Source organism: Microbacterium sp. cf332 (genome assembly GCF_900102175.1).
Lineage (GTDB): Bacteria > Actinomycetota > Actinomycetes > Actinomycetales > Microbacteriaceae > Microbacterium.
Genome location: NZ_FNKN01000002.1, coordinates 50,670 through 66,513, shown reverse-complemented (window position 1 = coordinate 66,513; position 15,844 = coordinate 50,670). Strand labels below are relative to the sequence as shown.

Genomic DNA, 15,844 nt, shown 5'->3' with positions numbered 1-15,844 from the left:
GGCGGGCCGCCGCCCCGGGCGCGAGCCCGCCCCGCACCCCTCTCGACCGAAAGATTCCGCGTTGCTGCGAACCATCGGCCACCGGCTGCTCCTGCTGATCCCGACGCTCCTCGGGCTCAGCATCCTCCTCTTCCTCTGGGTCCGCGCCCTGCCGGGCGGCCCCGCCGTCGCCCTCCTCGGCGAGAAGGCGACCCCCGATGCCATCGCGCGCATCAACGAGCTCTACGGCTTCAACCGCCCCATCCTCGAGCAGTACGCCACCTACATGGGGCGCCTGCTCACGGGCGACTTCGGATCGTCGATCGAGACGGGCCGCCCCGTCGTCGAGGAGTTCCTCCGCCGCTTCCCCGCCACCATCGAGCTCTCGGTCGCGGCACTCGTCTTCGCCGTCGGCGTCGGCATCCCGCTCGGATACCTCGCCGCCCGCCACCACGGCCGCATCAGCGACCACCTCGCCGTCGTGCTGAGCCTCGTGGGCGTCACGGTGCCGGTGTTCTTCCTCGCCTTCATGCTCAAGTACGTCTTCGCCGTGCAGCTGGGCTGGCTGCCGTCCGACGGTCGGCAGAACCCCCGCATCGACGCGACGCACTACACGAACTTCTACGTCCTCGACGGGCTGATCACGGGCGAGTTCGACGCCGCGTGGGATGCGGTCCTGCACCTGATCCTGCCGGCGCTCGCGCTCGGCACGATCCCGCTCGCGATCATCGTGCGCATCACGCGCGCCTCGGTGCTCGAGGTGCAGAACTCCGACTACGTCCGCACCGGACGCGCCAAGGGCGTCGCCCGTCGCACGCTCCGCAGCCGCTTCATCCTGCGCAACGCGATGCTGCCGGTCGCAACCACGGTCGGCCTGCAGGTGGGTCTGCTGCTCGCCGGCGCCATCCTCACGGAGACGGTTTTCGCCTTCCCGGGCATCGGCTCGTTCCTGGCGCGTGCGATCAGCGCCCGCGACTTCCCCGTGCTGCAGGGGTTCATCATCTTCATCGCCATCATCTACGCGCTCATCAACCTCCTCGTCGATGTGTCGTACAGCCTGATCGACCCGAGAGTGAGGGTGTCATGAGCACCAACGCGCTCCCTCCCGCCCCCGGTGGCGGGCCCGCCACCGCCGCGGCCGAGCACGAGGTGCTCGAGGTCCGCACGGGCGGCGGCTTCTGGCACGACGTCTTCGCACGGCTGCGTCGCAACCCGGTCGCCTGGATCGGCGCCGCGATCGTGCTGCTGTTCCTGCTCGTGGCCGTCCTCGCCCCGTGGCTCGCGCCGTACCCCGAGACGGCGCTCCCCGGTGCTCGCGAGGTCACGCCCACCAACATCCCCGGTCCCGGCGAGATCGCCGGCTACCCGCTGGGCCTCGACCGTTTCGGCGGCGACGTGCTCTCGAAGCTCATCTGGGGAGCGCGCGCCTCGCTGCTGATCGGCATCATCTCGACGGCCTTCGGCCTCGCGGGCGGCATGCTGCTGGGGCTGATCGCCGGGATGTTCGGGGGGTGGGTCGACACGGTCGTCATGCGCTTCGTCGACATCCTGCTCTCCGTCCCGAACCTGCTGCTCGCGGTGTCGATCGCGGCGCTGCTCGGGCAGTCGCAGCTCGCGATCATGATCGCGATCGGAGCCTCGCAGGTGCCGATCTTCGCTCGCCTGCTGCGTGCGTCGATGCTGCAGCAGCGCAGCGCCGACTACATCCTGTCGGCGCAGACGCTCGGTCTCGGGCGCGGCCGGATCACGATGAGCCACGTCCTGCCCAACAGCCTCGGCCCCGTCATCGTCCAGGGGACGCTGACCCTCGCGACCGCCGTCATCGACGCGGCCGCGCTGTCGTTCCTCGGGCTCGGCGGTGGGGGAGCGGCCACCGCCGAGTGGGGCCGCATGCTCACCTACGCCCAGAACGAGCTGGCGATCGCGCCGTGGCTCGCGTTCCTCCCCGGCTTGTGCATCATGATCACCGCGCTCGGCTTCACGCTGCTCGGCGAGGCCCTCCGCGAAGCCATGGACCCCCGCACCCGCGCCCGCTGACCCGCGCCCGCTGACCCGCGCCCGGTGACCCGCGCCGGGTCACCCGCACCGCCGGGCGGCGTGGGCCGATCAGGAGGCGATGTCGAGCTCGTTGCCGGGGATCGACGACAGCAGCCGGCGCGTGTACGGATCGCGCGGGTTGGTGAAGATCTCCTCGCTCGACGCCGCCTCGACGAGCTCGCCGTTCTTCATCACGCAGACGTAGTCCGAGATGAGTCGCACGACTGCGAGGTCGTGCGAGATGAAGAGGTAGCTCAGCCCGTACTCGGTCTGCAGGTCGCGCAGCAGCGTGAGGATCTGGTCCTGCACGAGCACATCCAGCGCCGACACCGGCTCGTCGCACACGATCAGGTCGGGATTGAGGGCGAGGGCGCGAGCGATCGCGACGCGCTGGCGTTGACCGCCCGACAGCTCGGAGGGATACCGCCGCAGCATCGTCTGCGGCAGGGCGACGTCGTCGAGCAGAGTCCGCACGCGGGCGGCGCGGTCCTTCGACGAGCCGCGGCGGTAGAACTCGAGGGGCTCGGCGATGATCCGCTCGATCGTGAACATCGGGTTGAGCGACGAGTACGGGTCCTGGAAGATCGGCTGCACCTTCTGACGGAACTCCCTCAGCTGTGCGCCCTTCAGGGCCGCGACGTCCTGCCCCTCGTACCGGATCGAGCCCGACGTCGGCTCGATCACCTTCAGCAGCATCCGCGCGGTCGTCGTCTTGCCCGACCCGGACTCACCCACGATCGCGACGGTCTCGCCGCGCGGGATGGTGAGCGAAACATCGCTGACAGCGGCGAAGTCGTCCTTGCGTCCGCGGATCTTGTAGAGCTTCGTGAGGTTCTCGATCTCGACGATGTTCTCGCGGCGGGCGGCCTCGCGGCCTCCCGGAGTCGCGGGTTCGACGATCGGGACGACGGATGCCGCGGGCGTGGCTGCCGCGGGCGTGGCGGGCGTCGCGTGCGTCGCGGGCGTCGAACGGTAGGCCTCGGGGCGAAGCCGCACCGCCGCGACCGACGGAGCCGCCTTCACGAGCGCCTGGGTGTACGGCTGCTGGGGGTCCTCGAGGATCTGACGGGCCGGCCCCTGCTCGACGATGCGGCCGCGGTGCATGACCACGACCCGCGCCGCGCGCTCGGCGGCGAGACCGAGGTCGTGGGTGATGAGCAGGACCGATGTTCCCAGCTCTCCCGTCATCCGGTCGAGTTGATCGAGGATCGTCTTCTGCACCGTCACGTCGAGGGCGCTCGTCGGCTCGTCGGCGATGAGCAGCCGCGGGTTGCAGGCCAGTCCGATCGCGATGAGGGCGCGCTGCCGCATCCCTCCGGAGAACTCGTGCGGATACTGCTTGGCGCGCTCCGCGGCGTCGGGCAGGCCGGCGGCCGCGAGCGTCTCGACGACCTTCGCGTCGACGTCCTTCGGCGTCGCCAGGCCGTGCGCCAGCAGGGTCTCGGCGACCTGCGTGCCGATCTTCGAGACCGGGTTGAGGTTCGACATGGGGTCCTGCGGCACGAGGCCGATCGCGCCGCCGCGGATGCGTCGTAGCGTGCTCTCGGGGGCGCCGACGAGCTCCTGGCCGTCGAGGCGGATGCTGCCGCGCACGACGCGTCCGTTGCCGGGCAGGAGCCCGATGACGGCCATCGCCGTCGTCGACTTGCCGGACCCGGATTCGCCGACGATCGCGACCGTCTCGCCGGCGGAGATCTCGAGGTCGACGCCCTCGACCGCGTGGACGGGGCCCTCGAGCGTGCGGAAGTCGACGGCCATGTCGCTCACCCGCAGCAGGGGAGTGGAGGAGTCTGCCATTGGCCCATCCTGCCCGCCCGCGGCCGCGAGCGCACGGTGTCGGCGCGACCCGTTACATCGACGTAACCCGGACCGCGGTGTCGGCGGTCGTCCGCCCCGCGCCGCGGCCCGCACGGCACCTTCCCGTGCCGTGCGCAGGCTCGCGGGCGGCGGGAGCGCGGTCCGTGGCCCCGAGGGGGCGGCTGAGCCTGTCGACGGCACGGAGTGACCACGGCACGGCCGCGCCGCTGCTGCGCCGGGCGCGGTCCGGGCTGCGGCGCCGGGCGGGCCCGGGGAGGTGCCGCTCGGCGTGCCGTCCGCAGGTTCGGGCGCGTCTGGCTCGCCGTCGGCGGGCTCCGCGGGTCGATCAGCCTGTGCGCGGCACGGTGAAGCCGATCGCGGGACCGGCGCGGCGCGGGCTCCGGCGCGACGCGGCGCGGGCTCCGGCGCGGCGCGGCGAAGCCGACCCCGGGACCCGCGCGGCGCGACGCGGGCGGCGCGGCTAGCGTGGGTCCATGGACCTGAACGCCGATCTGGGCGAGACCGTCGAGGGGGTGCCGACCGCCGACGACGCCGCGATGTTCGCGGTGGTCACGAGCGCGTCGATCGCGTGCGGCGGCCATGCCGGCGATGCGTCGTCGATGCGCGCGGCTGTGGCGGATGCGGCTGCCGCGGGTGTCGCCGTCGGTGCACACCCGTCCTACCTCGACCGCGCGGGCTTCGGCCGGCGACGCATGTCGGTCGAACCGATCGAACTGCGTGCGCAGGTGCTCGGGCAGCTGCAGGCGCTGGTGCGGGCCGGCGCCGACCTCCGTTACGTCAAGCCGCACGGCGCGCTGTACCACGCTGCGAGTGACGACCCGGCCACGGCGGCGGCCGTCGCCGGTGCCGTGGCCGACCTGTCGGCGGAGCTCGGCCGGGCCGTCCCGGTGCTGGGGCTGGCCGGTGCGATCGAGGGTGCCGCCGCCCGGTCGGGCCTGCCGTTCCGACTCGAGGCGTTCCTCGACCGCGGTTACCGGTCCGACGGGTCGCTCGTGCCGCGGGGCGAGGCGGGCGCGTTGCTCGACGACCCCATCGCCGCCGCGGAGCGCGCTCTGCGCCTCGCCACCGAGGGCGTGGTGGTCGCCGTCACCGGCGAGGAGGTGCACAGCGATGCGGTCTCGCTGTGCGTCCACGGCGACTCGCCGGGGGCGGTGTCGATGGCCCGGGCGGTGCGTTCGGCGCTGGATGCCGCGGGGATCGCCGTGCGCGCGCCGTGGTGAGCGCTGCCGGCGGCCGGGCCGTGCCCGACATGCAAGCGGCCGGCATGAGGATGCTGCCGCTCGGACGCGATGCCGTGCTCTTCGAGGCCGGTGATCTCGCGGGTGTGATGGCGCTGCACGCGCGCCTCGCCGCCGCGGTTCCTCCGGGCGTCGTCGACGTGGTGCCTGCGGCGGAGACGGTACTCGTGCGGTTCGATCGCGCGCGGCTGACGTCCGATACGGTGCGCGCGTGGGTGTCGGCTGCGGCCGCCGGTGCTGCTCCCGCCGCCGACGCGCTCACGCCGGCGGTGCTGCCGGTCCGCTACGACGGCACCGACCTCGATGACGTCGCGAGCATCCTCGGGACGAGCCCGGAGGCCCTCGTCGCCCGGCACGCGGCGACCGCGTGGACCGTCGCATTCACCGGGTTCGCGCCGGGATTCGGCTACCTCGTCGGGGCGGGGTGGGATCTGAACGTCCCCCGGCTGCCGTCGCCCCGCGCGCAGGTGCCGGCCGGTGCCGTGGGGCTCGCCGGCGCATTCTCCGGCGCGTATCCCCGTGAGAGCCCCGGCGGCTGGCGGCTCATCGGCACGACCGATGCGGTGCTGTTCGACCCCGACGGGACCCGTCCCGCGCTCCTCGCTCCGGGAACCCCGGTGCGGTTCCTACCCGCGCGCTCCCGGTCCGTGAGCCGCTCGCCCGGCCCCGCACCGACCTCGAGCCCGACCCTGCCCCCCGTGTCGCCCGCCGGTCACCACGCGCCCCGCGGCATCCGCATCGTCGAGCCGGGCGCACGGGCGACACTGCAGGACGGCGGCCGCCCCGGCCGGGCCGCCGAGGGGATCGCCGTCTCGGGCGCCGCCGACCGCGACGCCTGGGCGCTCGCCAACCGGCTGCTGGGCAACCGGGCCGGGGCCGCCGCGATCGAGGTCGTCCTCGGCGGCTTGCGCGCGGTGGCGGAGCGCGACCTGGCGGTCGTCGTGACGGGCGGGTGGGCTCCCGTGGTCATCGACGGCCGGCCCGGTGATCCCTTCGTCGTCCACGCGTGGCCCGCGGGGACGGAGCTGCGGCTCGACGGGATGCTCGCCGGTGCCCGCGCCTATCTGGCCGTGCGGGGCGGGTGGGATGCCGCTCCGGTCGTCGGATCGCGCTCCACCGACACGCTCTCCGGCCTCGGGCCCGCGCCGCTGCGGGCCGGCGACGTCGTGGCGGTCGGCGAGGAGATCGCGACGGATCCGCCCGCCCTGCCGCTGCATCCCTGGGGCCTCCCCGATGTCGGGACGGACGCCGCGCCGCTCGACGTCCCCTTCGTTCCCGGTCCCCGCGACGACTGGCTCACCGGGACCGCCCGCCGTGCGCTCGCCGGTGAGACGTGGACGGTGTCCGCGGCCGCCGACCGCATCGGCGTCCGCCTCGAGGGTCCGTCGCTCGAGCGCTCGCGTTCGGACGAGCTGGCGAGCGAGGGGATGGTCCCCGGAGCGATCCAGGTGCCGCCCTCCGGACTGCCCGTGGTGTTCGGGGTCGACGGTCCGGTGACCGGCGGCTACCCCGTCGTGGGCGTCGTCACCGCGGCGGGCCTGGGCCGGCTCGCGCAGGCGCGGCCCGGTGACCGGGTGCGGCTGCGACCGGTGGCGTCGTCGGCGCACTGACCGGATCGGTCGATCCGTCAAGGGGGAGAACTCCCCCTGTCAAGACCCCGTGCCGTCGGGCGGTTTCCCCTAGCGTCGGGGACATGACACGCACCAAGACCACCTCTGCGGCCGCACTCCTCGTCTCGGCGGCGCTCCTGCTCGCCGGCTGCGGCGGGCAGGCCGACGACACCGCCGCGTCGGGGGACGCCGGCGCGTCGTCCTCGTCGCCCTCGGCCTCCGCGCCCTCATCCGCCCCCCAGTCCACCGCGAGCGCGTCCGACGTCGCGCCCGCGACGGGCGAGCTGATCACCGGGACCGGATACAGCTTCTCGGTCCCCGAGGGGTGGACCATCCCCGAGCAGCAGATCCCCGGCACGGAGCAGCTCGATGTCTTCGTGGCCGACCTCTCCGACCCCAACGCGGCCTTCGCCGACAACGTCAACGTCGTCGTCGGGCCCGACGGACAGGTCGTCACGCCCGAGAGCATCGAGGCTGAGGGCGTCGAGCAGCTGAAGGCGCAGACGGGGGCTGCCGACGTCGCCGTCGGGTCGCGCACCGTGATCGCCGGCACCGAGTCCGCGCACATCACCGCGACGGTCACCGAGCAGGGGGCGACGTACAACGTCGACCAGTTCTACCCGACCACCGACGACCGCACCTACGTCGTCACGTTCTCGTTCAACACGGACGTCTCGGATGCCGACCGCGCCGCGGTCTACGAGTCGGTCCTCGCCTCCTGGGCCTGGGCCTGACCCCTGCCCCCGACGCGCCGTCCGCTCCTCCGCGGGCGGCGCGTCTCGTCTGTCAAGGGGAGGGCCGCTGCGGAGGTTTCACCTAGCGTGAGACCCATGAGGCGATCGCGAACCGCACCGATAGCCGCCGTCGTCGTCTCCGCGGCGCTGCTCCTCGCCGCGTGCGATGCCGGGCCGGGAGGCGGCGACCCCACGGGGACGGCCGGCACCGGCACCCCGCGGGCGACACCCGCCGCGACCCCCACGGGCGCTGGCGGGAGCCCGTCGACCCCGTCCGCCCCGTCCGCGGAGAGCGAGACGGTGATCGGAACGGGGTACAGCTTCGCGGTGCCGGCCGGATGGAGCGTGCCCGCCCAGGACCCCACCGACGGCCAGGTCGACGTGTTCGTCACGGAGTCCGCGGATGCCGCCGCACGCTACATCAGCGTCGTCGTCTCACCGGGCGTCATCACCGCCGACGACGTCGAGGCCGACGGCATCTCGAGCCTCGAGGCGGTCGGTGCCACCGAGGTGACCCTGGAGGATCGCGTCGACATCGGCGGCAGCGAGTCAGCCCACCTCGTCGCGAGTCTCGTCACGGAGGAGGGCGAGGTGATCATCGACCAGTACTACGCGAGCCGCGACGATCAGACGTACGTGATCACGTTCGCGTCGCCGGCCGATACAGCCGATGCGGAGCGGCTCGACACGGCCGACACGGTGCTGTCCAGCTGGACCTGGGACTGAGCCGACGCCGGGCCCGAGCGGGTTTATACCGCAGCATCCAAAGGTCGTCAAGGATTGCGCTGGACATGGCGCGTCGCGCCGCCTATAGTTGGTAGTTGCGCTCCCGTCCCCCTTGCCCTCATATGGTGGTCGGCTTGTGCTCTGCGCGATTCCGCCTCGTCCGACGGCGTGAGACGCGCGAGCTCGGATCGGGAGCACTCCACCTGACGACAAGGAACCGGCCCCCCTCGGGCCACGGAGGTAATCCCCTTGGCTGCTGCGAGCAACGCATCCACCACCACCACCAAGAACGGTCGCGGAGCTTCCCGCCTCTCGTTCGCGAAGATCTCCGACAAGCTCACGGTCCCCGACCTGCTGGCTCTGCAGACGGAGTCGTTCGACTGGCTCGTCGGCAACGACACCTGGAAGGCCCGCCTCGCCGAGGCGCAGGCCGCCGGCCGCACCGACATCGCGCTCCAGAGCGGCCTCGAGGAGATCTTCGAGGAGATCTCGCCCATCGAGGACCTCGGCGAGACGATGCAGCTGTCGTTCACCAACCCGTACCTCGAGCCCGAGAAGTACTCCATCGAAGAGTGCAAGGAGCGAGGCAAGACCTACGCCGCCCCGCTGTACGTCGAGGCCGAGTTCATGAACCACCTCACCGGTGAGATCAAGACCCAGACGGTCTTCATGGGCGACTTCCCGCTCCAGACCGGCAAGGGCACGTTCATCATCAACGGCACCGAGCGCGTCGTCGTGTCGCAGCTCGTCCGTTCGCCCGGTGTCTACTTCGACAAGACGCCCGACAAGACCTCCGACAAGGACATCGTCTCGGCCCGCGTCATCCCCAGCCGCGGTGCATGGCTCGAGTTCGAGATCGACAAGCGCGACCAGGTCGGCGTGCGCATCGACCGCAAGCGCAAGCAGTCGGTCACCGTCTTCCTCAAGGCCCTCGGCCTCACGAGCGAGGACATCATGGCCGAGTTCGCCGGCTACGACTCCATCGAGGAGACCCTGGCGAAGGACACCATCCTCACTAAGGAAGACGCGCTCCGCGACATCTACCGCAAGCTCCGTCCGGGCGAGCAGGTCGCCGCCGAGGCTGCGCGCGCGCTCCTCGACAACTTCTACTTCAACGCGAAGCGCTACGACCTCGCCAAGGTCGGCCGGTACAAGATCAACCAGAAGCTGGGTCTCGACACCTCGATCGAGGAGTCGGTGCTCACCGTCGCCGACATCGTCGCGACCATCAAGTACCTGGTGCGTCTGCACCGCGGCGACGCGACGTTCGACGGTATCCGCGACGGCAAGAACGCCGAGATCCGTCTCGACACCGACGACATCGACAACTTCGGCAACCGTCGCATCCGCGCCGTCGGCGAGCTCATCCAGAACCAGGTCCGCACGGGTCTCTCGCGCATGGAGCGCGTCGTCCGCGAGCGCATGACCACGCAGGACATCGAGGCGATCACGCCGCAGACCCTGATCAACGTGCGCCCCGTCGTCGCCGCGATCAAGGAGTTCTTCGGAACCTCGCAGCTGTCGCAGTTCATGGACCAGAACAACCCGCTCGCGGGTCTGACCCACAAGCGCCGCCTGTCGGCGCTGGGCCCCGGCGGTCTGTCGCGTGAGCGCGCCGGCGTCGAGGTCCGCGACGTCCACCCGTCGCACTACGGCCGCATGTGCCCGATCGAGACCCCGGAAGGCCCGAACATCGGTCTGATCGGTTCGCTCGCATCGTTCGCGCGCATCAACGCGTTCGGCTTCATCGAGACCCCCTACCGTCGCGTCGTCGACGGCAAGGTCACCGACGAGATCGACTACCTCACCGCGAGCGAGGAGAACGACTACGTCGTCGCGCAGGCCGGTGTCGAGCTGAACAAGGACGGCTCGTTCGTGGCCGACCGCGTCCTCGCCCGTCGCGGCAAGGGCGGCGAGGTCGACCTGTTCCCGAACGACGAGATCGGCTACATGGACGTCTCGCCGCGCCAGATGGTGTCGGTGGCGACCTCGCTCATCCCCTTCCTCGAGCACGACGACGCGAACCGCGCCCTCATGGGTGCGAACATGCAGCGTCAGGCTGTGCCGCTGCTCCGCAGCGACTCGCCGCTGGTCGGAACCGGTATGGAGGGCTACGCCGCGATCGACGCCGGCGACGTCCTCACCGCGCAGAAGGCCGGTGTCGTCTCCGAGGTCTCGGCCGACGTCGTCACCGTGCAGCTCGACGAGGGCGGCACGCAGGACTACTTCCTGCGCAAGTTCGACCGCTCGAACCAGGGCACGTCGTACAACCAGCGCGTCGTGGTCTCGGCCGGTGAGCGCGTCGAGGTCGGCGAGGTCATCGCCGACGGCCCCGCCACGCAGGACGGCGAGCTCGCCCTCGGCAAGAACCTCCTCGTCGCCTTCATGACGTGGGAGGGTCACAACTTCGAGGACGCGATCATCCTCAGCCAGGAGCTCGTCAAGAACGACACCCTCTCCTCGATCCACATCGAGGAGTACGAGGTCGACGCGCGCGACACCAAGCTCGGCAAGGAGGAGATCACCCGTGACCTCCCCAACGTCGCGCCCGACCTGCTGAAGGACCTCGACGAGCGCGGCATCATCCGCATCGGCGCCGAGGTCCGCCCCGGCGACATCCTCGTCGGCAAGGTCACGCCCAAGGGCGAGACCGAGCTGTCGGCCGAGGAGCGTCTGCTCCGCGCGATCTTCAACGAGAAGAGCCGCGAGGTCCGCGACACGTCGCTGAAGGTGCCCCACGGTGAGCAGGGAACCATCATCGCGGTCAAGGAGTTCAACGCCGAGGACGGCGACGACGAGCTCGGCTCGGGCGTCAACCGCCGCGTCGTGGTCTACATCGCCCAGAAGCGAAAGATCACCGAGGGTGACAAGCTCGCCGGCCGCCACGGCAACAAGGGTGTCATCGCGAAGATCCTCCCCGTCGAGGACATGCCCTTCCTCGCCGACGGCACGCCCGTCGACGTCGTGCTGAACCCGCTCGGCATCCCGGGTCGAATGAACTTCGGCCAGGTCCTCGAGCTGCACCTCGGCTGGATCGCCGCGCAGGGATGGAAGGTCGAGGGCACCCCCGAGTGGGCTGAGCGCCTGCCCGAGATCGCCCGCGAGGCCGCTCCCGGCACGAAGGTCGCGACGCCCGTGTTCGACGGCGCGTTCGAGTCCGAGATCGCGGGTCTGCTCGATTCGACGAACCTCACCCGCGACGGCGAGCGTCTCATCGACTCCTCGGGCAAGACGAAGCTGTTCGACGGTCGCTCCGGCGAGCCGTTCCCGGCTCCGATCTCGGTCGGCTACATGTACATCCTGAAGCTGCACCACCTCGTCGACGACAAGATCCACGCGCGCTCGACGGGCCCGTACTCGATGATCACCCAGCAGCCGCTCGGTGGTAAGGCCCAGTTCGGCGGCCAGCGCTTCGGTGAGATGGAGGTGTGGGCCCTCGAGGCCTACGGCGCCGCATACGCGCTCCAGGAGCTCCTGACGATCAAGTCCGACGACATCGTCGGCCGTGTGAAGGTCTACGAGGCCATCGTCAAGGGCGAGAACATCCAGGAGCCCGGCATCCCCGAGTCGTTCAAGGTGCTCATGAAGGAGATGCAGTCGCTCTGCCTGAACGTCGAGGTCCTCTCGGCCGACGGCACCGAGGTCAACCTCCGCGACACCGACGATGAGGCCTTCCGCGCAGCGGAAGAGCTCGGCATCAACATCTCCAGCCGTTTCGAGTCCTCGTCGATCGACGAGATCTGATCCGGCCAGGCAACGAACAGAATTCCGACACAGGAGAATCAGTGCTCGAGTCACACACCTTCGATCAGCTTCGCATCGGCCTGGCCACTGCTGACGACATCCGTCGTTGGTCCTTCGGCGAGGTCAAGAAGCCCGAAACCATCAACTACCGCACGCTCAAGCCCGAGAAGGACGGCCTCTTCGGCGAGCAGATCTTCGGCCCCTCCCGCGACTGGGAGTGCGCCTGCGGAAAGTACAAGCGCGTCCGCTTCAAGGGCATCGTCTGCGAGCGCTGCGGCGTCGAGGTCACCAAGTCCTCGGTCCGCCGCGAGCGCATGGGACACATCGAGCTCGCCGCTCCCGTGACCCACATCTGGTACTTCAAGGGCGTGCCCTCGCGCCTCGGGTACCTGCTCGACATGGCGCCGAAGGACCTCGAGAAGGTCATCTACTTCGCCGCCTACATGGTCATCTCGGTCGATGAGGACGCGCGTCACCGCGACCTCCCCACGCACGAGAACAACCTGCGTCTCGAGATCAAGAACCTCGGCGACCGTCGCGATGCCCGTGTGGCGACGCGTCTGGCCAAGCTGGAGGAGGAGCTCGCGACCCTCGAGGCCGACGGTGCCAAGGCCGACCAGAAGAAGAAGGCCAAGGACTCCGCCGAGAAGGACATGGCGACGGTCCGCAAGAACTTCGACGAGCAGATCTCGCGCCTCGAGCGGGTGTGGGAGGAGTTCCGCTCCCTCGAGGTCGGCCAGCTCAAGCAGGAGGACGACGTCTTCCACGAGCTGCAGGACCGCTTCGGCCAGTACTTCGAGGCCTACATGGGCGCCGAGGGCATCCAGCGCCGCCTCGCGGCGTTCGACCTGGCCGCCGAGGCCGACTCGCTGCACCTGCAGATCTCCGAGGGCAAGGGCCAGCGCAAGATCCGTGCGATCAAGCGTCTGAAGGTCGTCAACTCGTTCCTGCAGACCGGCATGTCGCCGGCCTCGATGGTGCTCGACGTCGTGCCGGTGATCCCGCCGGAGCTGCGTCCGATGGTGCAGCTCGACGGTGGCCGCTTCGCGACCTCCGACCTGAACGACCTGTATCGCCGCGTCATCAACCGCAACAACCGTCTGCGTCGTCTGATCGACCTCGGGGCCCCCGAGATCATCGTCAACAACGAGAAGCGGATGCTGCAGGAGGCCGTCGACGCCCTGTTCGACAACGGCCGCCGTGGTCGCCCCGTCACCGGAACCGGCAACCGCGCGCTCAAGTCGCTGTCGGACATGCTTAAGGGAAAGCAGGGACGTTTCCGTCAGAACCTGCTCGGAAAGCGCGTCGACTACTCGGGTCGTTCGGTCATCATCGTCGGACCCCAGCTGAAGCTGCACCAGTGCGGTCTGCCCAAGCAGATGGCCCTCGAGCTCTTCAAGCCGTTCGTCATCAAGCGTCTGATCGACCTCGGTCACTCGCAGAACATCAAGGCTGCCAAGCGCGCCGTCGAGCGCACGCGTCCCGAGGTCTGGGACGTGCTCGAGGAGATCATCCGCGAGCGTCCCGTGCTGCTCAACCGTGCACCCACCCTGCACCGCCTGGGCATCCAGGCCTTCGAGCCCCAGCTCGTCGAGGGCAAGGCGATCCAGCTGCACCCGCTCGTCTGCGCCGCGTTCAACGCGGACTTCGACGGTGACCAGATGGCCGTCCACCTGCCGCTCTCGGTCGAGGCGCAGGCCGAGGCCCGCATCCTGATGCTCGCGTCGAACAACATCCTCAAGCCGTCGGACGGTCGCCCGGTGACCCTGCCCTCGCAGGACATGATCATCGGTCTGCACCACCTGACGACGGTCATCGAGGGCGCTGCCGGCGAGGGTCGAGTGTTCGGCTCGGTCGGCGAGGCGATCCTGGCGAAGGACGAGGGCACCCTCGACCTGCAGGCCAAGGTCCGCATCCGCATCCCGGGTCTCGCGTTCCTCGAGGGCGACGCCCCCGAGGGCTACGAGCGCCACGGTCTGGTCGACGCCTCGCTCGGACAGGCGATCTTCAACGACACCCTGCCCAAGGGGTACCCGTTCGTCCGCGAACAGGCCGATAAGGGCAAGCTGTCGCAGATCGTCAACAAGCTGGCCGAGGAGTACCCCAAGACCGAGGTCGCGGCTTCGCTCGACCGGATCAAGGACGCGGGCTTCCACTGGGCCACCCGTTCGGGTGTCACGGTCGCGCTGAGCGACGTCCTGACGCCGCCGAACAAGGCCGAGATCATCTCGAAGTACGAGAAGCTCGCGTCGAAGGTCCAGGGCCAGTTCGAGAAGGGTCTCGTGACCGACGCCGAGCGTCGTCAGGAGCAGATCAAGATCTGGACCGAGGCCACCGACGAGGTGCAGGCCGCCATGAAGGCGAACTTCCCCGCCGAGAACACCATCAACCGCATGGTGTCGTCGGGCGCCCGTGGTAACTGGCTGCAGATCCGTAACATCGCCGGTATCCGAGGCCTGGTCAACAACACCAAGGGTGAGATCATGCCCCGCCCGATCATCTCCTCGTACCGCGAGGGGCTGTCGGTCGCGGAGTACTTCACCGCGACGCACGGTGCCCGTAAGGGTCTCGCCGACACCGCTCTGCGTACCGCCGACTCGGGCTACCTGACCCGTCGTCTGGTCGACGTCTCGCAGGACGTCATCATCCGCGAGGATGACTGCGGCACGTCGAAGGGCCTCGAGCTCCCGATCGCCGCAGCCGGCGCCGACGGCGTCCTGGTCAAGGACGCCAACGTCGAGAACTCGGTGTTCGCACGTACCCTGGCCGCCGACGCCGTCTCGCCCTCGGGCGAGGTCCTGGCGGCTGCCGGTGACGACGTGGGCGACGTGCTGATCAACAAGCTCGTCGAGGGCGGGGTGACCTCGATCAAGGTCCGCTCGGTCCTGACCTGCGACTCGGCCGTCGGCGTCTGCGCGAAGTGCTACGGGCGTTCGCTCGCGACCGGAAAGATCGTCGACATCGGCGAGGCGGTCGGCATCATCGCCGCCCAGTCGATCGGTGAGCCCGGCACGCAGCTGACGATGCGTACCTTCCACACCGGTGGTTCGGCATCGGCCGACGACATCACGCAGGGTCTGCCCCGCGTGCAGGAGCTCTTCGAGGCTCGTACCCCCAAGGGTGCGTCCCCGATCTCCGAGGTCACCGGCCGCGTGACGATCGACGAGACCGAGAAGTCGAAGAAGATCATCATCACGCCCGACAACGGCGACGAGCCGGTCGTCTACCCGGTACTGAAGCGTGCGACCCTCCTCGTCGAGGACGGCCAGCACGTCGAGGTCGGAGACCCGCTGCAGGTCGGCACGCTCGACCCGAAGGACATCATGCGCGTGCAGGGTGCCCGCGAGGTGCAGAAGTACCTCGTCGGCGGCGTGCAGGGTGTCTACCGGTCGCAGGGTGTGCCGATCCACGACAAGCACATCGAGGTCATCGTCCGGCAGATGCTGCGGAAGGTCACCGTGGTCGACCACGCTGACACGACGCTGCTCCCGGGTGAGCTGGTGGACTTCAAGAAGTACCAGCAGATCAACCGCGAGGCCGTGGCCGAGGGCAAGCGTCCCGCGTCGGGCCGTCCCGAGCTGATGGGTATCACGAAGGCGTCGCTCGCGACCGAGTCGTGGCTGTCGGCGGCGTCGTTCCAGGAGACCACCCGCGTCCTCACGCAGGCGGCCATGGAGGGCAAGAGCGACCCGCTCGTCGGCCTCAAGGAGAACGTCATCATCGGAAAGCTCATCCCCGCCGGAACGGGCCTTGCGAAGTACCGCAATGTGGCCGTCGAGGCGACGGAAGAGGCGAAGAGCGAGCGGTACCCCAACCGCATCTTCGCGTCGGACGGCGCGTACAGCGACGCCGACCTGAGCTACGTCGACTTCGACAGCTTCTCGACCGACGGCGACTTCACCAGCTACAACTGATCGAGCGCTGATCCACCGAAGGGCCCCGGGCATGTCCCGGGGCC

General features: G+C 69.9%; 9 protein-coding genes. 8 read left to right on the top strand and 1 reads right to left on the bottom strand.

Annotation, left to right across the window (positions count from 1 at the left end):
• Window positions 1-61 precede the first annotated feature (61 nt).
• Both BLT21_RS07345 and BLT21_RS07340 read left to right on the top strand, forming a co-directional pair.
• Window positions 62-1,066, top strand: coding sequence for an ABC transporter permease (locus tag BLT21_RS07345; protein WP_091500797.1), 1,005 nt, complete (start codon window positions 62-64; stop codon window positions 1,064-1,066).
• The gene (locus BLT21_RS07340; protein ID WP_091500796.1) at window positions 1,063-2,016 is read left to right on the top strand and encodes an ABC transporter permease; all 954 of its coding nucleotides are present in this window, start codon (window positions 1,063-1,065) and stop codon (window positions 2,014-2,016) included. The genes BLT21_RS07345 and BLT21_RS07340 overlap by 4 nt, the downstream gene beginning before the upstream one ends.
• Before the next feature lie 69 nt (window positions 2,017-2,085).
• Here the strand turns inward: BLT21_RS07340 and BLT21_RS07335 are convergent, their stop codons facing one another.
• Window positions 2,086-3,813 carry an ABC transporter ATP-binding protein gene (locus tag BLT21_RS07335; RefSeq protein ID WP_091500795.1) on the bottom strand — a complete coding sequence of 576 codons (1,728 nt, stop codon included), beginning with the start codon at window positions 3,811-3,813 and terminating at the stop codon, window positions 2,086-2,088.
• A gap of 494 nt (window positions 3,814-4,307) precedes the next feature.
• Between BLT21_RS07335 and pxpA the strand changes: the two genes are divergently transcribed.
• The 6 genes from pxpA to rpoC all read left to right on the top strand — a co-directional run bounded on the left by pxpA (window position 4,308) and on the right by rpoC (window position 15,800).
• Window positions 4,308-5,054, top strand: a complete 747-nt coding sequence (pxpA, locus tag BLT21_RS07330; RefSeq protein ID WP_091500794.1) for a 5-oxoprolinase subunit PxpA — start codon at window positions 4,308-4,310, stop codon at window positions 5,052-5,054.
• A gap of 44 nt (window positions 5,055-5,098) precedes the next feature.
• Window positions 5,099-6,682: a 5-oxoprolinase subunit B/C family protein gene (locus BLT21_RS07325; protein WP_091502131.1), complete on the top strand. Its 1,584-nt coding sequence runs from the start codon at window positions 5,099-5,101 to the stop codon at window positions 6,680-6,682.
• Window positions 6,683-6,765: 83 nt separating this feature from the next.
• Window positions 6,766-7,416, top strand: a complete 651-nt coding sequence (locus tag BLT21_RS07320) for a hypothetical protein (RefSeq protein WP_091500793.1) — start codon at window positions 6,766-6,768, stop codon at window positions 7,414-7,416.
• Window positions 7,417-7,512: 96 nt separating this feature from the next.
• On the top strand, window positions 7,513-8,142 hold the full coding sequence (locus tag BLT21_RS07315; protein WP_091500792.1) for a hypothetical protein: 630 nt from the start codon (window positions 7,513-7,515) through the stop codon (window positions 8,140-8,142).
• A gap of 249 nt (window positions 8,143-8,391) precedes the next feature.
• Window positions 8,392-11,886 (top strand): DNA-directed RNA polymerase subunit beta, encoded by a 3,495-nt coding sequence (locus BLT21_RS07310; protein WP_091500791.1) that lies wholly within the window; start codon window positions 8,392-8,394, stop codon window positions 11,884-11,886.
• A gap of 41 nt (window positions 11,887-11,927) precedes the next feature.
• A complete protein-coding gene (gene rpoC, locus BLT21_RS07305) occupies window positions 11,928-15,800 on the top strand; it encodes a DNA-directed RNA polymerase subunit beta' (protein ID WP_091500790.1) in 3,873 nt (1,290 codons plus the stop codon).
• Window positions 15,801-15,844 lie beyond the last annotated feature (44 nt).